Annotated in this window: 17 protein-coding genes; 1 reads left to right on the forward strand and 16 read right to left on the reverse strand. The window is 60.3% G+C overall.

The genetic code is table 11. The features are described from left to right. Positions 1-20: 20 nt before the first annotated feature. The 10 genes from serS to glpA all read right to left on the reverse strand — a co-directional run bounded on the left by serS (position 21) and on the right by glpA (position 11637). Positions 21-1304, reverse strand: a complete 1284-nt coding sequence (serS, locus tag DESLA_RS0113450) for a serine--tRNA ligase (protein ID WP_028572860.1) — start codon at positions 1302-1304, stop codon at positions 21-23. Between the two features lie 107 nt (positions 1305-1411). Further along, complete coding sequence (locus DESLA_RS0113455; protein ID WP_035261836.1) at positions 1412-2662, reverse strand: MFS transporter; 1251 nt, start codon at positions 2660-2662, stop codon at positions 1412-1414. Positions 2663-2862: 200 nt separating this feature from the next. Continuing rightward, entirely contained in the window at positions 2863-3927 is a 1065-nt protein-coding gene (gene fba, locus DESLA_RS0113460; protein ID WP_028572862.1) for a class II fructose-bisphosphate aldolase, read from the reverse strand. A 334-nt stretch (positions 3928-4261) separates the two neighbouring features. Further along, entirely contained in the window at positions 4262-5062 is an 801-nt protein-coding gene (locus tag DESLA_RS0113470) for an HAD-IIB family hydrolase (protein ID WP_028572863.1), read from the reverse strand. A 3-nt stretch (positions 5063-5065) separates the two neighbouring features. Then, complete coding sequence (phnE, locus tag DESLA_RS0113475; protein WP_028572864.1) at positions 5066-5857, reverse strand: phosphonate ABC transporter, permease protein PhnE; 792 nt, start codon at positions 5855-5857, stop codon at positions 5066-5068. Next, positions 5850-6635, reverse strand: a complete 786-nt coding sequence (phnE, locus tag DESLA_RS0113480) for a phosphonate ABC transporter, permease protein PhnE (protein ID WP_028572865.1) — start codon at positions 6633-6635, stop codon at positions 5850-5852. The genes phnE (DESLA_RS0113475) and phnE (DESLA_RS0113480) overlap by 8 nt, the downstream gene beginning before the upstream one ends. Further along, positions 6632-7426 (reverse strand): phosphonate ABC transporter ATP-binding protein, encoded by a 795-nt coding sequence (gene phnC / locus DESLA_RS0113485; RefSeq protein WP_028572866.1) that lies wholly within the window; start codon positions 7424-7426, stop codon positions 6632-6634. Before phnC ends, phnE (DESLA_RS0113480) begins: the two co-directional genes overlap by 4 nt. A gap of 129 nt (positions 7427-7555) precedes the next feature. Further along, on the reverse strand, positions 7556-8506 hold the full coding sequence (phnD, locus tag DESLA_RS20520) for a phosphate/phosphite/phosphonate ABC transporter substrate-binding protein (RefSeq protein WP_084032074.1): 951 nt from the start codon (positions 8504-8506) through the stop codon (positions 7556-7558). A 238-nt stretch (positions 8507-8744) separates the two neighbouring features. Beyond that, a complete protein-coding gene (glpB, locus tag DESLA_RS0113495) occupies positions 8745-10034 on the reverse strand; it encodes a glycerol-3-phosphate dehydrogenase subunit GlpB (RefSeq protein WP_028572867.1) in 1290 nt (429 codons plus the stop codon). Then, positions 10027-11637, reverse strand: coding sequence for an anaerobic glycerol-3-phosphate dehydrogenase subunit A (gene glpA, locus DESLA_RS0113500; protein WP_028572868.1), 1611 nt, complete (start codon positions 11635-11637; stop codon positions 10027-10029). The genes glpB and glpA overlap by 8 nt, the downstream gene beginning before the upstream one ends. Before the next feature lie 185 nt (positions 11638-11822). Between glpA and DESLA_RS22515 the strand changes: the two genes are divergently transcribed. After that, positions 11823-13133, forward strand: coding sequence for a (Fe-S)-binding protein (locus DESLA_RS22515; RefSeq protein WP_084032075.1), 1311 nt, complete (start codon positions 11823-11825; stop codon positions 13131-13133). Here the strand turns inward: DESLA_RS22515 and DESLA_RS23560 are convergent. The 6 genes from DESLA_RS23560 to DESLA_RS0113530 form a co-directional block, all read right to left on the reverse strand. After that, positions 13124-14785: a response regulator gene (locus DESLA_RS23560; RefSeq protein WP_051434685.1), complete on the reverse strand. Its 1662-nt coding sequence runs from the start codon at positions 14783-14785 to the stop codon at positions 13124-13126. The genes DESLA_RS22515 and DESLA_RS23560 overlap by 10 nt on opposite strands. A 30-nt stretch (positions 14786-14815) precedes the next feature. Further along, positions 14816-17440, reverse strand: coding sequence for an ATP-binding protein (locus tag DESLA_RS0113520; RefSeq protein ID WP_028572871.1), 2625 nt, complete (start codon positions 17438-17440; stop codon positions 14816-14818). A 14-nt stretch (positions 17441-17454) separates the two neighbouring features. Further along, positions 17455-18279 (reverse strand): CheR family methyltransferase, encoded by an 825-nt coding sequence (locus tag DESLA_RS0113525; protein ID WP_028572872.1) that lies wholly within the window; start codon positions 18277-18279, stop codon positions 17455-17457. Positions 18280-18371: 92 nt separating this feature from the next. Further along, positions 18372-18827 (reverse strand): hypothetical protein, encoded by a 456-nt coding sequence (locus DESLA_RS22980; RefSeq protein ID WP_156932967.1) that lies wholly within the window; start codon positions 18825-18827, stop codon positions 18372-18374. Between the two features lie 316 nt (positions 18828-19143). Continuing rightward, positions 19144-19416 (reverse strand): hypothetical protein, encoded by a 273-nt coding sequence (locus tag DESLA_RS22985; RefSeq protein WP_156932968.1) that lies wholly within the window; start codon positions 19414-19416, stop codon positions 19144-19146. A gap of 1 nt (position 19417) precedes the next feature. Beyond that, complete coding sequence (locus DESLA_RS0113530) at positions 19418-21094, reverse strand: hypothetical protein (protein ID WP_028572873.1); 1677 nt, start codon at positions 21092-21094, stop codon at positions 19418-19420. Between the last annotated feature and the right edge of the window lie 47 nt (positions 21095-21141).

Genomic DNA, 21141 nt, shown 5'->3' on the forward strand with positions numbered 1-21141 from the left:
CTACCTTTCATGTCCTCTGTTCACGATGTCCTCGGCTCCACGATTTCCAGCCCACCCATATAGGGCCGGAGCGCGGACGGAATGACCAGGCTGCCGTCTTGTTGCTGGCAGTTCTCCAGAATGGCCACCAGGGTCCGGCCCACGGCCAGGCCCGAGCCGTTGAGGGTGTGCACGAACCGGGGCTTGCCGCCGGTGGTCGGCTTGAAGCGGATGTCCGCCCGTCGGGCCTGGAAATCCTCGAAATTGGAGCAGGAGGAGATTTCCCGGTAGGTGTTCTGGCCCGGCAGCCAGACTTCGATGTCATAGGTCTTGGCCGCGGAAAAGCCCATATCACCGGTGCAGAGGGTGATCACCCGGTAGGGCAGTTCCAGCAGCTGCAAAATCCGTTCGGCATGACCCAGAAGCAGCTCCAGCTCCTCGTAGGAGGCGTCCGGGTGGACGAAGCGGACGAGTTCCACCTTGTTGAATTGGTGCTGGCGGATCAGGCCCCTGGTGTCCCTGCCGTGGGAACCGGCCTCGGAACGGAAGCAGGGCGTGTAGGCGGCATAAGCCAGGGGCAGGGCGTCCTCAGTGAGGATTTCGTCGCGGTGGATGTTGGTCACCGGCACTTCGGCCGTGGGGATCAGGAAAAAGTCCGTCCCTTCGAGCTTAAACAGATCATCGGCGAATTTCGGCAAATTGCCGGTGCCGGTCAAGCTGTCCCGGTTGACGATGAATGGCGGCAGGCATTCCAGGTAGCCGTGCTGCCCGGTGTGCTGATCCAGCATGAAGTTGATCAGGGCCCGTTCCAGTCTGGCGGCCCAGCCGGTGAGCAGGGCGAACCGGGCTCCGGTGATCTTGGCGGCGCGTTCAAAGTCCAGACCGCCCAAACGCAGTCCCAGATCCCAGTGCTCCAGGGGCGGGAAGTCCGGACGCGCGGGCTCCCCCCAGGTGCGCAACACAGGGTTGTCCGCCTCGGATCGGCCAAAGGGGACGGAATCGTGGGGCACGTTGGGCACGCCCAGCAGCCAGTCCTGGACGCGCTGATCCAATTCCTTGAGTTCAGCGTCCAGAGACTTGACCCGGTCGGACAGGACGGACAGCTCATTGATCAGGGCCGAGGCGTCCTCCTTGGCCCGCTTGAGCCTGGCCACCTCGCCCGAAGCCTGGTTGCGTCGGGCCTTGAGCGCTTCCACTTCCTGCAAGAGCTTGCGACGTTGCTCTTCCAGGGCCAGAAAGGTCTCCAGATCAACCCCGGCCCCCCGGTCCTCCAGGGCCTTGCGCACTCGCTCCGGAGTTTGACGGATCATTTTTACATCAAGCATGGACTATCCTCATAACGGTCTTGTGATCACGGGAAAGACCCAGCATCTACCACCCCGGGCCCCGTGCCGCAACCGCGCCGCCCCTCATGTTCGCGGCTTCAACGCGGTCACGCTTCCCCCGTTTTTCGCCCTTCCAACCAGGCCCCCATTCTGGCCAGCAACGCGGCAAGTACTGCGCATCCGGCCAGCCACAGCGCCAGAGTCGCGATCCCAACATGCTTATCCAGAAAGAATCCCAGTAAAATCGGGGATACCGCCGTGGACACGACCATGACCGCCTGGTTCATGGAGCGGATCGCGCCCAGGTGGAGAATGCCGTAGCGCTCCGCCCAGATCGCGCCGGAAGCCGTGGCGCTCAGCCCCTGGGTGGCCCCGACCATTCCCAGATAGGCATAAACGATCAAGGGGGAGGGAACCGAGGCCAGCAGCACCAGGCCGGTGACGATCGGGGCCAGGGCCAAGGGCAGGGCTCGGGCCGCGCCCAGGCGGTCCACCAACGGCCCGGCGATGAACAACGCACCGAGGTGGCAGGCCGCGTAGACGGAAAACCCGGCGGCCAGCAGTTCCAGGGACCAGCCGAGTTCCTCGGCAAAGGCCATCTGGTGAAAAAACAGGGCCGTGACCGTGAACGGGGTCAGCAGCGTAGCGGGTAGGATCAGGTAGTAGCCAGGGTCGCCAAGCACGTCCCGGCGGCTGAACCGGCTGCGATCCGTACCGGGGTTAGTCCCCGAGTGGTTCTTGGACGCGATTTCATGGGGCGGCGGCGCTCCTCGGGATAAAAGGATCAGCACCGGCAGAATCAGCAGACACAGCAGCCCCGCGCCCACGACCCAGGGCACCCGCCAGCCGACCCAGAGCAGAAGCAGCGCGGCTCCGGCCGGCAACAACGCTTCAGCCAAGGGAAAACCCATGGCGGCCAAGGCCACGGCCCGGCCTCGATGGGCCGTAAAGTACCGGGCCGCCGTGGTCATCCCGATATGCGAAATCATGCCTTGCCCGCCGAAGCGAATGCAAACGAACCCCGCGGCCAGCACCAGGGCTCCCGGAGCAAATCCGACCAGCAGACACCCTCCGGCCAAAACCCCGATGGCCAAGGCCGTCACCCTGGGCAAAGTCCATGTGTCCACCAGACCGCCGAACCGAAACAGCAACAGCGCACTGCACAGCGTGGCCCCGCTGTACAGGCTGCCGTAGGCCGTATGGGTCAGGTCAAAGGCCTGTCGGATTTCAGCGCCAAAAAGCGAGACGAAAAACGTCTGGCCGAACCCGGAAGCCGCCATGGCCCCCAGAGCGAACAGGGCCAGCCGAGGATTGACTCGCAAGACGGCTGGAAGGTGGCGGGAGAGAAACTGGAACATGCTGAAAACCTGTATGCTTGGCCGGACAAAGCGATTTCTCAAAAACGACAAACGCCGCGCAAACCTTCGTTTGCGCGGCGTTGAAGACTACTCGGATGGAACGTGAAGGTCTATCCGCGACGGGAGGTCTGCATCCGGCAGACCTCGTCCCATTCCGGGCAGTCGGTGCGAACCGTGTATGTGCTCATACACATGTCTCCTTACCGAACCAGCGCGGCCAACTCACCCTTGAGATAGCGCTCTTCCATGACTTCCATGGACATCGGCTTGATCTTGGAGGCGTAGCCTTCGGTGCCGAAAGCCCGGAGGCGGTCCAGACAAATCTGTTTCATGGCCTCCCTGGCCACGCCGAGGTACTTGCGCGGGTCGAAATCCTTGGGCTTCTGGGCCATGTGCCGCCGGATCGCCCCGGTGGAGGCCAGGCGCAGGTCCGTGTCGATATTCACCTTGCGGACCCCGAACTTGATACCCTGCTGGATTTCCTCCACCGGCACGCCGTAGGTCTGGCCCAGATCGCCGCCGTATTCATTGACGATGGCCAGCCAGTCCTGGGGCACGGAGGAAGAGCCGTGCATGACCAAGTGGGTGTTCGGAATCCGCTCGTGGATTTCCTTGATCCGGCTGATGGCCAGAACTTCTCCGCTGGGCGGGCGAGTAAACTTGTAGGCTCCATGGCTGGTGCCGATGGCAATGGCCAGGGCGTCCACCCCGGTCTTCTTCACGAAGTCCGCGGCCTGCTCCGGATCCGTGAGCATCTGCTCCCGGGACAGCTTGCCTTCCGCGCCCACGCCATCTTCTTTGCCCGCGATTCCGGTCTCCAGGGACCCCAAAACGCCCAGCTCGCCTTCCACGGACACGCCGCAGGCATGGGCCATCTCCACAACACGGGCCGTGACCTGAACGTTGTACTCGTAGGTGGAGGGCGTCTTGCCGTCGTCCATCAGTGAGCCGTCCATCATCACCGAGGAAAAACCGGACTGGATGGACCGGGCGCACACCGCCGGAGAAGCGCCGTGGTCCTGGTGCAGACACAGCGGAATATGCGGCCATTCTTCAAGGGCCGCCTGGATCAGGTGGCGGATGAACACGGACCCGGCGTATTTCCTCGCCCCGGCGGAGCTTTGCAGGATCACCGGGCTGTTGGTCTCGTTGGCCGCGTACATAATGGCCTGGACCTGCTCCAGATTGTTCACGTTGAAGGCAGGAACGCCGTAGCCGTGCTCCGCCGCGTGGTCCAACAACTGCCGTAATGTGATCAATGCCATGAGATACCTCCAAAAGGAAAAAAGTTCGGATCAAACCGCCGTGCCGGATTCCGAGCCGATGATGTTTGGTTACGGACCTTGTCGATCCTACGTCGGTGGGCGGTTAAAGTAAATGCAGGCTGATATTTTCTATCAGGACGGATATGCTCCCGCAGCATATCTGGTCTCCAAATCGAAATCGTGATCGAAATCGAAATCGATCTTGAACAAGCATGACCCCAAGACATAGTCAAACAGCATTTTTTCGATTTCGATTGCGATTTCGATTTCGATTCGGTTGAAGCTGGCCGGTCTTGGGCAAAGGCGGGGATACGACTCAGAGCTACGGAGGGGGTCAGTCGCGACGGGCCTGAAGCAGAACCTCGGTCAACTCGACGAAGCCCGCGCCGCCCCGGGACGGCGTGACCCAGGCCGGTTCGGCTTCCAGTTCTCCGGCGAAATCGAGAACATTGGCCACGCCCACGGCATGGGGGAAAAAGGCGAACATCGGGGCGTCGTTGGGCGAGTCCCCGGAAAAGACGATCCGGGAAGCCATGGCGTCCAGGTCCATGCCGAAGACTTCGGCCAGAAGCCGTCGGGTCATGGTCAACTTGTCCCAATCCCCGAACCAGCCGTTGACGTGGATGGAGCTGACCTTGGCCCGGGCCCCGGCCTGTTCGAACAGGGCCTTGATCCGTCGCACGTCTTCCGGCGGCAAGGGAGGAACGTCCTCGCAAAAATCAATGGCCAGGTCCGCTTCCCGGTAGGCCTGGTCCGCGGACAACCCGGCCCCGGGGACCTGGGCCAGGATCATGTCCCGCAGTTCGGCCAGACGCTTCCGATCCACGGCCCGCTCCGGCTCGCTCTTGAAAAACCGTCGGATCATGGTTCGTTTTTCCCGGTCATACCGAAAATAAAAGGCCCCGTTTTCCCCCACCACCGCGTCCACGGGCCACATCCTGGCGATCTGATCGCACCAACCCGCGGGACGTCCTGTTATGGGCACGACGATCAGCCCGGCGGCCTGGAGCCGCTCAAGGGCAGCATAAGCGGCAGCGCCCAGACGTCCATCGTCGGTCAGGGTATCGTCGATGTCCGTAAGCACGACCTGGACGGCCCGGGCCGCGTCGCGAGGCATGTGGTTCAGGGGGCGCATGGCTTAAATAATGCGCTGGCGAATCTTGGTCACTACGATTTCCGCGACGATCACGATGGCGAAGATGCACAAGAGGATCAAGGCCACCTGGTTCCATCGGAACAGGTTGATGGCCGTGTCCAGGGCCATGCCGATGCCGCCCGCGCCCACCAGGCCGATAACCGCGGATTCGCGGACGTTGATGTCCCAGCGAAACAGGCTGATGCCCCAGAAGGCCGGGGCCACCTGGGGCCAGTAGCCCTTGAGAATGATGCTCGTCCAGGGCGCGCCCGCGGCCTTGAGCGCCTCGATGGGGCCGGGGTTGCACTCTTCCAGGGCCTCGCCCAAAAGCTTCCCGCAAAAGCCGATGGACCGGAAACCAATGGCGATGGTTCCGGCCAGGGCCCCGGGACCGAAGACCGCCACGAACAAAATGGCCCAGACCAGGGTGTTCACCGAACGGGAGGAGACCAGGATCAGCTTGGCCAGCCAGTTCAGGGCCGGGACAGGCGTGATGTTCCTGGCCGCCATCAGCGCCACGGGCAGGGCCAGGATCAGGGCCAGAATGGTACCCATCCCGGCGATGTGCATGGTCTCCACCAGGGAGCTGTGCACGCCGGTCCAGTAATACCCCGTATCCGGCGGCCACATCCGGGAGAACATGTCCGCCATCTGCGTCGGGGCGTCGTACAGAAACTCCGGCACGACGTGCACCGTGCGCAGGGACACGGCCAGGGCGATCCCGGCCGCCAGAAAGACGCTGAACCGGGCCAGACGCTGCAAGGGGGTGAAGCGCTCCCATTTGCGGCTAGTCATTGAACACCGCCTTGACAATGGAGGCCAGATACTCGCCGAGCATGACCAGGGCGATGATGGAAAGCAGAATGGCCGCCAGGAAATCGTAGTCAAAGCGCTGGAACGCCGCGAACAGGGTTCCGCCGATGCCGCCCGCGCCCACGATCCCGACCATGGTCGAATTGCGCAGGTTCGCGTCGAACTGGTAGGTGGCAAACCCGATGAACCGGTTCAGGACCTGGGGCAGAACGGCCATGAAGATCACGCTCATGAAGGGCGCTCCCGCGGCCCGGCAGGCTTCCACGGGCTTCAGGGAGATCTCCTCAATGGCCTCGGCGAACAGCTTGCCGATGAAGCCGATGGAAGCGAAGACCAGGGTGATGATGCCCGCCAAGGGCCCGAATCCCACGGCCTTGACGAAAAGGATGGCGAAAATCACCGGATGGAAGGAGCGGCAGATGGCGATCAACGTGCGCGCCGGCCAGGTGGCCCAGGTCGGCATCAGGTTCCGGGCCGCGACCAGGCCGATGGGCAGGGAAAAGGCCACGCCGAAGGCCGAGGCGATCACGGCGATTTCCAAGGTCTCGATCAGGTTGTCCACCAGCATGCGCCACCGCGTGAACTCCGGAGGAAACATGGCCCCCAGAAACCTCGCCCCGTTGTCCAACCCGGACACGAAGCGAGCCCAACTGAAATCCAGGGACCACGTGGCGTAAACGCAGTACAGGGCCAGCAGGACCCAGCCGATGCGCGCGCCCCAGTTGGCCTTGAAGGGTCTTCGGACCGCGGCCGCGCTCATGTCAGCCAGCCCTCGCCGCCGTAAATTTGTTGCAGATGGGTGTCGCTCAGTTCCTTGGGCGGCCCGTCGAAAATGATCGCCCCCTGGGACATGCCGATGACCCGGTCCGCGAAGCGTTTGGCCAGGTTCACGTCATGGATGTTGATCAGCACCGGAATGCCCTGGGAACTGGAAAAGTCGTTGAGCAGTTCCATGATTTCCACGGAGGTCTTCGGGTCCAGGGACGACGTGGGTTCGTCGGCCATGAGCAGGGCCGGGTTCTGCATCACAGCCCGGGCAATGCCCACCCGTTGGCGCTGGCCTCCGGAGAGGGCGTCGGCCCGGGTGGTGGCGAAGTCCGTCAACCCGACCTTGTCGATCAGCTCAAAGGCCCGGTCGATGTCGGCCTGCTCGAACTTGCGCAAAAAGGCCCTCCAGACCGGCACGAAGCCCAACCGGCCGCACAGCACGTTTTCAATCACCGTCAGTCGTTCAACCAGATTGAACTCCTGAAAAACCATCCCGATATGGCGGCGCGCCTCGCGCAGGGCCCTGCCGGACAGCCTGGACAGCTCGAGGCCGGCCACGCTGATGGTCCCTCCGGTGGGATCAATCAGGCGGTTGATGCACCGCAACAACGTGGACTTCCCGGTGCCGGACGGCCCGATGATGGCCACCGTGGTTTGCCCGCCGACCGAGAACGAAACGTCGTTCAGGACCGGCTTGCCCGGAACGTATGCCTTGACCAGGTTGGAAACAATCAAGGAAGCTGGGGCCTTGCCCCCGCTTCCTTTCGTGGGTTGCTCCGTCACATTGTCCCCTGCGCGAATTTGCGCCGGGAGGCGTTGGCGGGCATTCCGCCAACGCCTCCCGGCGGCAAGAGTTGATGGGTTTGAGTAGGGGCGGTTCGCGAACCGCCCCTGCAATTTCGAGAACCGTCCCTACTTCAGCTCCTCGCCCAGAGCCTCGTTGATCGTGCGAATGATGCCCCAGTCCACCTTGTAGGTCACGGGATAGAACCGGTCCGCGCCGTCAAAGGCTTCCTTCATCTTGTCGGTATAGCGGTACGTGTGAAAGGCGCCGACGATCTTCTGAACCAGTTCCGGACAGAGTTCGCTGGAATAGCCGAAGGAGGAGGTGGGGAAGCGCTCGCTGGTGTAGATGGCCCGCAGTTCGCCTTCCTGCACCCGACCGGCGCGGAGCATCCGTTCGTAGACGTCGGAAGCCACCGGAGCGGCCTCATAGTCGCCATGGGCCACGCCAAGCACGGACTGGTCGTGCTTGCCGGAGTAGACGACCTTATAGTCTTCTTCCGGGGTGAGGCCCAATTCCGGGAACAGCACCCGGGGCGCCAGGTTGCCGGAGTTGGAGGAGGCCGAAGTGTGCGCCACGGTCTTGCCTTTCAGGTCTTCCATGGTCTGGATGGGGCTGTCCTTTTTGACCAGCATGACCAGATTGTAGCCCTGAAATCCCTCGGGGCCGCCCTTGACCGCGATGGGCACGTAGCCGGCCAGATTCACGGCAAAGACGGTCGGGCCGGTGGAAAAACCGGCCACGTGCAGCCGACCGGAACGCATGGCTTCCACCTGGGCCGCGTTGGAATGCACGGTATAGTAAATGACCTTCTTGCCGGTGGCCTTCTCCAGGTAGCTCATGAAGTCGGCGAACACGTCCTGGTACACCGCGGGATCTTCCACCGGGGTGTAGGTGAAGACCAGGGTGGAGGGGTCCTTGCACTGCCCGGCGGGCAACAAATCAGCGACCAGGTCCTTGTCGTTGTCGCAGAACCGTTCGTCCAGATTGCCGCGGTGCTCGCAGACCTGGGCAAAACCGGGCTGGGCCAGGGCCAGAATCAGGACCATCGCCAAAAAGCCGAACAACTTTCGCATCATGTTCACTCCTTGTTGGGGGGTTGTCGTCAACTACTATGTCCGCTCTTGCTCCGACAATCGGTGTCGGGGTCGGTATCGGAGTCGGTATCGAAGCAGGAAAAAATGAGAACGCATCCCGGCGTTTTCGATCCCGATCCCGATTCCGACCCCGACAACAGCATTACTCCGTGCCAAGTAGTTACTCTCGTTGATGACCGTCCCCCTCTAACCGGAATTCAGGCTCAGGTCATCATTTTTTTCACCGGCTCCGCCGCAGGGCTTCCACGGCCTTGTAGGCCGTGGCAATGGCCACTCCGGCGCCGCACTTCATCCGAATCCAGTCCTGATGCGCCAGGATCGAACCGGCGGCATACAGACCAGAATGGACCGGACGCCCGTCCTCGGCCAAAGGACGAAACATCCGGTCAACGACCAGGCCCGTCCTGTGCACCGGGTGGCCGCGTGGATCAAAATAATCCGGATGGTGCCATCCGGAACGGCTCTCCGGCTGCCGGACCGCGAGGTCGAAGACGGTTTCCACGATGCCGCGGTCCCGGCGGGCCGCAAGCCCGCCTCCCAGAAACCGGCCCGAGCAGAGCAACACCTTGGCGGCGCGTACCTGGCGCTCCACGGGCTGCCCGGTGATCCGCAGGACAAACGGGTCGTCCGGTCCCGGCACGATGCCGGACATTTTTTGCTGGCAAAACAGGGCCACCCCGCGCTCCGGCAAGGCGCTCTCAAAGGCTTCCTTCAGCCGGATTCCGGGCACTCCCGGGGGCATGGTCGGGATTTCGAACACCGGAACGGCCAACCGTTCGGCCAGGTCACGGGTCACATCTCCGGGTCGGTGCATGCCCAGTACTGCCGGAAACCCCACGGCTTTCACGCCGTGGACGTGCGGCGCCACCACTTCGGCCAGGGCTTTGCGTGCCGAAGCCGTCTCCAGCATCCGGGCCGCCTGCTCCGGATACAGCTCGCCCCCCGTGTGGCCGGGCATGGAGACGGACACGGCCTGAAGCCCCGGCCAGACTTCGGCGAGGTTCGCGGCGATCTGCCTGGACGAAAAGCCCTTCAAGCCATGCAGGGCGACGATCAAGGCAGGCTGCTTGCTCTCCAGGGCCAGACAGCCGGCCAGGGCTGTTTCCGGAACGCACCAGGAGTGCTTGATCGTGCCGGCGGGGGTCGGCAGGCTGAAATTTTTCTCTCCACCCGTTTGATACGGCAAACCGATGTCCGCGAGAAATGCCAGCGTTTCCGCAAAGGCGGCCCGAATCTCCTCGGGATGCAGCCCCGCATAGGGATGGCCGGGCTCGATCCGCAACAGATCGTTCAGCGCGGCAAAGGGCCGACGGACCACAGTGGGTCGTCCGTCCGCCGTCTCCGAGGGCAAGGCTCCGAGGACGTCGAAGACGCCGCTGGTATAGGCAACAGCTCCGGTGCTTCCGGCCTGGACCACGGACAGTCCCCGGTTGGCGGCGAAAAGAGCGGCGGCCATCCCCCCGATGCCCGTTCCAATAATGGCAAGATCGCAGTGCATCATGTCATTCATGTGACAATTCAGCCTCCGGGTCCTCCAGGGCCTCTGGCGCTGGGAATTCCAGGCCCAGCAAACCGCAATGCAGGGCTTCGGCCAATTCCGACTGCACCAGCTGCGCCCCCCAGAGAATCGGACGTTGCCCTTTGAAGCGCTCCTGAAAAAAATCGCGCACGGTTTCAAGCCCGCGCCGTGAGGACAGTGCTCCGGTGTCGTACAAATGCGAGGCCACGCGCAAACCGCAAAACGCACCCTGACAGGCTCCCTTGCCCACCCGGCTGCGCTTGCCCAGGGGCTGGAGTTCAGGGTCGGGAAAGTTGCCCCGGCAATCGTCCAAAAGGTCGTCCACCGCGCTGGCCGAAACCATTTCGCACTCGCAAAGGATCTCGTCGTCCGTGGCATGGCCCATGACCCAGACTTTGGCGGAGCGTCCCGGTTCGGTCCAGGCGCAGCGGTCAATGGAAGGCAGCGACACCTCTCGTGTCCGGCATGGTGCGGCATTGCCCAGACGACGGCAAACCAGATCGACGGTCTGCTCGGCCATCAGTCGAAAGGTGGTCAGCTTGCCGCCAACCACGGAGCAAAAATTGGTCAGTCCGTCACGTTCATGGTCAAAGAGCAGGAAACCCCGGCTCACGGCTCGCCCATCCTGGCCCGAATCCGAAGAACCCGCGGCAAGAAGAGGGCGCACACCGCAATAGGCCCGGATATACCTGACACCGGCCAAAGCCGGGACCATTTCCGCGCCGTGGACCACGTTGACGTCCGCCTCCCGGACCGTGGGCCTGGCCAGGTCGGGGTCGGCGATGGTCACGCTGGTGGTGCCCAGGATGGAAACCGTGCCTCCGGGAACGAGAATGTCGCCGTCTCCGGGAGGCCTGAGGCGATGCACGACCCGTTCGGCCAGGCGGTCATGGGTCACCAGCAGGGTCCCCTGGGAGCAAAGCAGAGGGATCACTGCTCCCGCGAGACCGGCCACGCGCCCGGCCCAGGCCCCGGCGGCGTTGATCACCTGGGAGACGACGACGGTCCGGGTTTCTCCTTGGGTCATATCCTTCAAGCGCACCCGGACAATCCGGCCGCGATCCAGTTCAAAGCCGTGAACCGCGGTCCGGGTCAGCAGGGTGCTCCCGGCCAGGGCCTTGGCATGGGCCAGGTTTTCCAGGGAAAGGCGGAACGGGTCCAGAGAGGCGTCGGGCAGGGTGTAGGCGGCGATGAGGTTTTCGCTCAGAGCGGGCTCCATGCTCCGGGCATCGGCCAAAGCGACGCTTTGCGCCTGAATCCCCGCAGCCTGGCACCATCCTGGAAAATCCGCGATGTATTGCTCGTCGTCCCCGGCCACGGCCACGTAAAGTCCTCCACATTCCTCGATGCATTGAGGGGCCAGACGTTTCAACAGCTCGTTCTCTTCCCGACACTCCCGAGCGGAATGAACGTCCCCGGCCACGTACCGCCCCCCGCTGTGCAGCAACCCGTGATTGCCCCCGGAGGCCCCGGAATTGATATCCCCGCGTTCGACGACCACGGAAGAAACTCCCCGCAAGGCCAGATCCCGGGCAATCCCCGTGCCCACGGCGCCCGCGCCGATGATCAGTACATCCGTTTGCATCTGTTGCATGGCTCTGATTATCGTGATGTTGAGGTGTTGGTGTTGAAATGAGCCGTGTGTATCCGAGCCGGGGAATATGCACAACCATTGCTTCAGGAAAAGGCCTGGGCTAAATTTGCGGGCTGGAGACGCCCGGCGGAATGACGTTCTTCCGTCGAGATACAACGCAATTCTTTAACCGTGAACGGTGAACCATGAATCCGGACCCCTCGCCCGAGATCACCTCCTCCGTCTTTCGACGCCGGGCCCACGACCTCCTTCCCCGGGACGGCAACTACACCATGTGTCTGAGCTGCGGCCTGTGCTCCTCCGGATGCCCGGCATCCGGCCTGGCGGATATGGATCCCCGCAAATTCGTCCGCATGGCCGCCCTGGGTCTGGGCGGAGAACTGCTCAAGACTCCCTGGGTCTGGATGTGCACCCTGTGCAAACGCTGCCAGCACGTCTGCCCAATGAACATCGACATCCCCAGCCTGATCTACCACGCCCGGACCTGCTGGCCCCGGGAGCAACGGCCCAAAGGCGTGGTCGCCTCCTGCGACCAGTCCCTGCGCACGAAAACCGGCTCAGCCATGGGAGCCAGCCCCGAAGATTTCGAGTTCGTCGTCGATGATGTCCTGGAAGAGGTCCATGCGGTTCAAAAAGGCTTTGAACTGTTGCGGGCCCCCATGAACAAGCCGGATTCCTTTTTCTTCCTGAATCAGAATTCCCGGGAACCCATGACCGAGCCGGATGAAATGGTCCCGCTCTGGAAAATCCTGGACCATGTCGGCGCGGACTGGACGTACGGTTCTTTGGGCTGGGCCGCGGAAAACTACTGCATGTTCGCGGCGGATGACGCAGCCTGGGAGCGGATTGTCCGGGAGAAGGTCAAGGCCGTGGAGGATCTGGGAGCCAAGGTCTGGCTGAACACGGAGTGAGGCCACGAATTCTACGCGGTCCGGGTCGGGCTGCAAAAATTCGGCATCACCCCGAACTTTCGCCTGGAAAGCATCATCACCTGGTACGCTCGCTGGATCCGGGAGGGCAAGCTGCCCGTGACCAGCGACTGGAACCGCGACCTGGGGATCAAGTTCACCGTGCAGGACCCGTGTCAATTGGTCCGCAAATCCCTGGGCGACGACATCGCCAACGATCTGCGCTTCGTGGTCAAAAGCGTGGTCGGCCCCGAAAACTTCGTGGAAATGTATCCCTGCAAGTCCAACAATTATTGCTGCGGAGGCGGAGGCGGCGCGCTCCAGGCAGGCTTTCCCGAAGCCCGCAGGGCCTACGGACTCCGCAAGCGGGATCAGATCCTGGCCACCGGAGCCACCTACTGCATCGCCCCCTGCCACAACTGCCACTCCCAGATCCACGACCTGGCCGACCACTTCGGCCACAACTGGCACACCGTCCACCTCTGGACCCTGATCTGCCTCTCCCTGGGCATGCTCGGCGAAAACGAGCGGACGTATCTTGGGGGGGATTTGAAGGGGCTGGCGGTGCGTCATGCCCTTCATGACTGACTGGGCGTACAGCGCTCCAGCACCATCTGCAGATCCTCCCTGCGCAAGGGCTTGGCCAGGTAGTCGTCCATGCCCGCTTCCAGGAACTTCTCCCGATCCCCGGTCATGGCGTAGGCTGTCACGGCGATGATGGGGATTGCGGCATTCTTTTCTGATCTGATCTCTCGTGTCGCCTGCACCCCGTCCATGACCGGCATCTGCACGTCCATCAAGATGCAGTCAAAGCAGTGGGGCTTCATCAACAGGTCCAGGACCTGTCGGCCATTCTCCGCCAGGGTGACCGTGTGTCCATCTTTTTCCAGTAGCCGTTGCATGGGGATCTGATTGGAGGGGTCGTCCTCGGCCAGCAGGATGTTCAGGCCTGATTCGGGACGCGGCGCTTTACGGACTGCGGAGCGCGGACTCTCCTCCTCCGGGTCCGCCAGCCCCACGGGCAGGATGACCCGCACGGTGGTCCCCTGGCCCACGGTGCTTTCAATGGCGGTCGTTCCGTCCAGCAGGTCCACCAGCCTGCGAACGATGGCCAGGCCGAGTCCGGCGCCCTGATATTTTCGGGTGTAGGACCCTTCGGCCTGGACAAAGGGGTCGAAGATGGCTTTCAGTCGGTCCTGAGGGATGCCGATGCCCGTGTCTTCCACGGTCAGGAGCAGGGGCACGACGTTTCCGGACGCGGGATAGGCCAGAGCAAGGGTCATTTTGACCTTGCCCTGGTCCGTGTACTTCAGAGCGTTGCCCACGAGATTGAAAAGAATCTGACGCAGCCGTACCTCATCCGTGTTGAGCAGCCTGGGCAGGGCCGGGTCGATGACGCATTGCAGGGCCAGTCCTCTCTCTCGGGCCGTGAGGGCGAAAAGATCGGTCACGGCGTCGCAGGTTTCCTGGATGTCGAAGTTGACCTTATTGATTTCCATTTTTCCCGACTCCATGCGGGAAAGGTCCAGGATGTCCGAGAGCAGGCGGGTCAGGCGGTGGGCTGAATTCATCGACAGTTCCACAAAGCGCTGCTGCTCGCCGGTCAGGTCCGTGGTCTGCAGAAGCTGCATCATGCCCATGATGCCGTTCAGCGGAGTGCGGATTTCGTGGCTCATGTTGGCCAGGAATTCGGACTTGGCCTGGTTGGCCGTCTCGGCCTGCTCCTTGGCCCGGCGCAAGGCCTGCTCGACCAGGCCGCGGCGGGCCAGTTCCTGTTCCAGTTCCTGGGTGCGTTCCAGCACCAGCGCGGCCAGTCGCTCCTGGTCCCGGCGCTTGGCGTTGTTGGCCGCCTTGATCTTGGCCATGGCCCTGATCTGGGCGCTCAGTTCCACCTCGTCGATGGGCTTGGGCAGGAAGCCCTCCGCACCGACGCGCAAGGCCTTGATGCGGCTTTCCCGGCCGGTCTTCAGGGCGGTCAGAAAGACCACGGGGATGTCCCGGGTGTGTTCGTCGTCCTTCAGCCGACGGCAGACCTCGAAGCCGTCCATCCCAGGCATCACGATATCCAGAAGGATCACGTCCGGATCCCGGGAGCGGGCCAGCTCAATGCCTTGCCGACCGTCCAGGGCGGTGAGCAGCACGCTGTCCGGGAATGCGTCCCGGACCACGGCCCGCAGCGTGATCAGGTTGTCCTGGTGGTCGTCAACAGCCAGCAGCGTCAATTTTTCAGCATTTTCCACGCAAGATCTCCTGAATGGTTCAACGGACTGCTAAGGGTGTTCCTGGTCTTGCCTGACGGCACCGGTCGTCAGCGCGCCGGTCGTGGGCGCGACCATGTTCGCCACGGCGGCCAGGAGGTGTTTCCTGTTGATGTCGCCCTTGCGGATCAACTGATGGATGTTGTTGCCGGTAAGAAAATGCAGTTCTTCCCGGGTGACGTGCTTGGCCGTAAGAATCAGCACGGGCAGAAGCCTGGTCCGATCCTGTCCGCGGATGGCGCGGAGCACGGCAAAACCGTCCACTCCCGGCATCATCAGGTCCAGGATCACCGCGTCGGGTACGGCTCTGTTGATTTCATCCAGAGCTTCCTTGCCGTTGCGGGCCGTCCGGATATCGTATCCCTGCTCTTCGAGCATGTCCCGAAGCTGGATAACCGCCGGTTCGCTGTCTTCCACCAGGAGTATGGACTTCCCTCGGCCGTCCTCCTCAGACAGAAGTCCTCGTCCTCGGGTGCGGGATCGGGTGCGGAAAAGGTCCGCCGGTTCTCGTCCTCCCGTGCCGATCTTGTCCGCGGAAAGGATCAGGGGCAGGGTCACGGTGAAGGTCGTACCCTGACCGGGAACGCTGCGCACGGCAATGTCTCCTCCCAGCATTTCGGCGTAGCGCCTGGCGATGGACAGCCCGAGGCCGGTGCCGCCGTAATTTTTGGAGGTGCTTTCGTCGGCCTGCCGGAATTCATCGAAGATCACGGACAGGCGATCCTCGGGGATGCCGATGCCCGTGTCCGTCACGGTGATGACCATTGCCTCCCCGTCCTGTTCGGCGGCAATCTCCACCTGCCCTTGTTCCGTGAACTTGACCGCATTGGCCGCGATGTTCTGGAGAATGTGCCGACACTTGGAGAAGTCGCTGGCCAGGGGGGGCAGGTTTCGGCCCATGCGCACGACCAGGGCGATGCCCTTTTCCCTCGCCTGGGGTTCAAGCACTTCCACGACCTGGTCCACCAGGTCCTTGAGCGGGAAGCGTTCAATGGCGACGTCCTCCTTGCCGGCCTCGATCCGCGCGAGGTCCAGAATGTCGTTGATCAGGGCCAGCAGGTGTCTGCCGTTCCGTTTGATCACACCCAGGTAATCGTATTCCTCCTCGGGCACGGCTCCTTGCAACCTGCGTTCAAGCACGCCGGCCAGGGCGATCACCGAATTCAGCGGGGTGCGCAGCTCGTGGCTCATGTTGGCCAGGAAGGTGTTCTTCAGCCGGTTGGCCTGTTCCAGCTGCCGTTTCTGCATGTCCAGTTCGATGTTCTGCTCGGTCAGCTCGTCGGCCTGCACGCCCAGCTCCTTTTTCTGGGCCTCCAGCTCGCGGTTCCAGTGCGCCAGCCTATCAGCCAGGGTCCGCGCCTCGCGAAAGGCCAGGACCCCCTCCATGCGCGCGGTGAGCACGCTCCAGACGTCCTGTACCAGACGCATGGTCGCGTCGTCGTACCCATGGATGGAGGACAGGGAGATCATGGCCATGACCTGGTGATCCGACCCCACGGGGATGGTCAGGATTTCCCGGGGGGAGAGTTCCCCGCTCACGGCGATGAAGGCGAAACGGGTGTCGTCGGGAATGTCCGTGATGCGCTGGATGCGGCGGGTGGCCAGGGCCGCGCCCAGTTCGCCCTCCAGATCCGCGGCGGAGAAGGCGGCGCGGGCTTTTTCGCCCAGGCCGATGGAAACCGAGTGCTCGTAGGCGGTCTTGGCCTCGTTCAGAAAATAGATCGCGCCCGCCTGGGACCCGGTCTGTTCGAGCAGGACCTTGAGCAGTTCGCGACAAAAGGAGCGGACTTCATTTTCCCGGAGCATGGTCTCGGAGAGCAGGGCCGCCTTGGCGTGGATCTGCATCTGGGTCTGGATCCCGGCGGCCATGACGTTGAAGGAGGCGGACAAGGCGCCCATTTCGTTGGCGGAGCGGTAGTCGCTGCGGGCGTTCATGTCTCCCTGATGAAAGCGATCCGTCGCGGCCACGAGCGTCTTCAGCGGCTCCCTGATTCCACGCAGCAGGAACCAGGCCACGGCCATGGAGCCGAGGATGATCGCGGCAATAGCGAAGGCCAGTTGGCCGTTCAGCGAATTGTGCAGGCTTCGCGCATCCTGGTAAAAAGCCTCGGCTTTCAAGCTGGCGAAATCGTCGATCACCTGGACGTGCCCCATCATTTCATTCAGATGATCGCTGCCCAGCCCCGTGGATGTATGGATGTCAATCGCCCGGGCCTGGGCCGACCTGTTGCCCAAGATCAGGCGCCGGACTTCTTCCCGGTTGGTCTTGCATTCCCTGTAGACCTGCTCCAGGCGGTCGATATCCGCACGCGGCCCGAGATAACGCTCGTAGAGAATGGCGAACTGCCTCTCGACGCTGGCTTCATGGTTCTGGATGAGGCGGGCGAGACGCAGTTCATCCGCCGCGGTTCGCGCTTCGTGCTGCTCTTCCGCGGCCCAGTGAATAACCAGAATGTCCACCTTCAGTTCGCTCAAGGCCCGGCGGACGGTCAAGGGATGGTCGTACAGGCCTTCGGTCTGCCGCCAGAGCAGGTCGGAATGGACCCAGGCCAGGGCGGCCAGTCCGACCACCAGAAGCAGGATGAGTCCCAGGCCGAGGCGCAGTTGCCTGCTGATTTTCATGTCTTCAAAACGCATGGGCGGCCTTTTTGTTATTTTTTTCGGAACACGGGCGCGGGCGTGAGGGTTGTTTGAAAGGCTCCGTACTGCTCCACCAGGGACCGTTCCGCTTCGCCCGTGACCAGGTAGCCGCCGGGCTTCAGGCAGCCGTGGAGCTTGTCCAGTATCCGAGCGCGGATTGCAGGGTTGTAGTAGTAGAGCAGGTTGCCGACGAAGACCAGATCAAAGTCCCCGTAGATGCTCATGGGCGGGCAGACCGAGTCCTGGGCGAGCAGGTCGTACACGGAAAAATCAACCCGCTCCCTGATCCTGGAGGCAAGGCTGTAGCGCCGGCCATGCTGAAAGAAACAGGCATGGATGTACTTCAGCGGCACGTTGCGTACCGCGGCGAGATCATAGCTGCCGGCCCGGGCCGCGGCCAGCTCCGTCTCGTCGATGTCCGTGGCGAAAATGCGAAAATGCGCGACGTCTTTTTGATCCGCGGTCAGCTCGTCCAGAAGGATGGCCAGGGAGTAAACCTCCTGACCGGCGGCGCAGGCGCAGGACCAGATCCGGATCTCCCCGCGCCCGCGTTTTCCGGCCCGATCCAGAAGACCCGGCAGGACAACCTGCTCAAGCAAGGCGAAGGTCAAAGGGTTGCGAAAAAATTCGCTGTACGTGATCCGCAGGGCCGCGCACAAGGCTTGCGCCTCAACCACGTCCAGCTCCAGTCGGCGACAATAGGCGTCCGGATTCAGTCCCGCGACCTCCAATCTGGAAGAAAGGGTTTTCTCCAGAAAGGAGTGGTCGAAACAGGAAACATCCAGCCCGATCGTCCGCTGCATGGTGTCGATCAGTTGCCTGAGATGCTGATCCATGAAAAAGCCTTTAATTGCAACAAACGGAATGCAGTCAGCGGGTTTTGAGCATCAATAGAAAAAAAGCGTCGTTGCGAATCATGATCCCTGATTCATTGCTTATTTTTGAATGAAAAATTTGACGGCTCTAACTTGAATAAGGTTTTTGATATCTCAAATGGAGCGATTTCTTTCCAGTCACATCCAAGACTTTTTCTGATTTTGAAGCACAGCCTCTTGAAAGATTGTAGCTCGCTCTCTTTTTCAAGTGTTCCTCCTTGCTCCCAAAATCTTGTTAATTCTTCTACAACGTCCTTATCGCCGCATATGCATATTCTAGCTTTAGCGTCATTTAGAACTGCAAGGCCTTCTAATTCATTTGTTTCTACACCGAGTCTCCTTGATGCAGCCAACCTTGTTGTCGCATTGATAAAATCAATATATGCTTTCAACCGTGTTTCTGCTAACTCATTTTTCCTTTCTCTTGCAGCTGTAAAAAAATGGCCTAAGATAGCAACGATTATAGCTGTAAAAAATGCGATTATAGATGATGTGAGTACGGATATCATTTCTTTCCAATATTAATCATTTATTGATGTCCCTCCTGCATTCCTTCGCGTGGCAGCCAGTGCAAAGTGAGCATGGTTGTGGGATTAAATAACTTGTTGAGGTTGGCGTGCCAAGGTCAATGTGGATGCCGAATATGATATCAATCCACGGGCTTTATTTCTTAAGCAAACCATTCCGTCAAGTAGCGGTACATTTCAACCGGCATTCTAACGCTTTCGAGATTCTCCCCGCGCTCATGAACGCGGTAAGAGCTGAATGTAGATATTACACCAACAAGTTCCCCAATGCTGCAGAACAGCGGCTGAAGTTGCTTTTTCAAAGGAACCCAAGGGCTGACCATTGTGTTGGAATGAGATTGGTTTGGAAGGGCGGCTCTGAGTCGTCTGTTGCGGCTTTTTCGTTATTATCATTCAGCAGAGCCGAAATTACAGCATGATGCTTCAAAAAGGATGTCTGGTTGTCGCACCAAACTCGACCCAAGCGAGAGAGTAAAACGCCGGCTGCGAGCAACACTTCATAGCCGGATTTCTCAAACCGGGAATTAGAGAAATTTTTAGCTTGACCCTTTTTGCTGCCTTTGGCAGCCACATCACAGGATCTCGAACATCCCTGGATGCACTCCGTAAATCTGTTCAAAATGACGGTCTGCATAGTTCTTCATATCAGCCTGTGTTCCTGACGATGTAAGCCAGCGATAATCATATTCAAAAGGCCCAGTTCTTGTGATCCATTGTCGTGTCATGTCGTAGCTGACATTAGTGGCATAGAAATTCTCAAATGTCGCTTGGATCAGTGTCTGGCTCTTGCCAGAAATTAGACGTGGATAAATTCCCCCGTCGTCTGCTTTGTCGATAAACGGTGCTGAGTGGCGCTCAAATAACCTACCAGTTTCAAGGGATACTCGCTCCTCGGTCATCCACACACCCGGCCAACAGAAAAATTCTGGTCTCGAAAGCTTGTCTTTGTTAAACTCTAAAAAATGTGAAAATAGGAAGTGTACGGGTAGATTGATTGTGGAGTAATCAAAATTTGCATACTCGGCAGCTAGAGACTCAAGAGCTTGGCTGGCGCCTATCCATCGAGTTACTGTTGCAGCTACAGTGTGTGGTGAGTCGATTAAAAGCATACTAGAGAGCGTCTCGCTCACCTCGATGTATTCAGCCTTTGAATATCGCTGAATTGTGCGTGCGAGATCTGGACGCCGCGCGATTGTGCGGCAGAGCGAAAAAAAACGAAAACCCGGATCAATATCTTTTATGAACGTTGTGAAGACCTGCAGAGGCATCGGAAATCCTGCACCCGGATTCAGCGCGATGTCACAGACCAATAAGAAGAGAGCGACAACGGGATGATCAATGTTTCGCGGCCAGTCAAGCTCGGTTAATTGTAGAAAAGATTCGAATGCATCCCCGTAGATTCCCTTGATCATCCTTTTGGAGCGTACATCATCCCAGGTGAACTTTCCACCCGAAGCGAAATATAGAAACTGCAATTGCGCAAACCGGGCCTGCCCTTCAAATATCTCATCAGCTCCGATTTGCGTAATTGCCACATCAGACCCCCAGTAGTATCCCTTCTCCTTCCGAGCTCGCATTGTGGCAAATTCCTTCTCCCACCCTCTGGGATCAGGGAATACGCATAAGGTTGGGTCGAGTGTGGAAGCGAGGACAAGGATGACATTTCCATAAGCGATTTCACACGAGTGACCAACGCAATCAAAGAGCGGGTGTTCGACAATTTGCCGAATTAATCGTGGATTCTTGGTGATGAGCCTAAAAAATTCAATGTCTAATTGGTTGTTAACAATGACGTTCGCCATTCCGACAGGCGTTTCTGGATCTCCCCCCGGAGCATTTGCCCCCTCAACCAAACGAAGGATTGATTTCTTTGGCCCAATACGCCTCGTAAGTTCTTTGAGATTATCGTAGTTCAGGTGCGCCTGGGCTGGATAGCTGAGGCTTAGCATCAAGCCTGTTGTTGACCCAACATGTTGCCACCAGTGGATCGTTTCATGAACGTAGGTCGAATACGCCTGTATATTGTCGAAGTCGATCCCGCCACCTACGATCCCTTTAGGCATTGCGGCGATTTTGTGGTGGATTACAGAGGATAGGCGCAACACGCACTGAAAAAAATTATAGAGTCCGTGTGCATTTAGGCATGCATTGAGGTCAATAGGTGAATCAATCATGCCAATGGAATTATCGAGCAAACCAGCATTCCATTCGATGTGTCGAAGCTTACCGTCACTCGAATTTTGCTGCACTCTTTTGCTCCATTGGCTGGCAGGGACTTGTCTGACACTACCTACAA

This window comes from Desulfonatronum lacustre DSM 10312, assembly GCF_000519265.1.
GTDB lineage: Bacteria > Desulfobacterota > Desulfovibrionia > Desulfovibrionales > Desulfonatronaceae > Desulfonatronum > Desulfonatronum lacustre.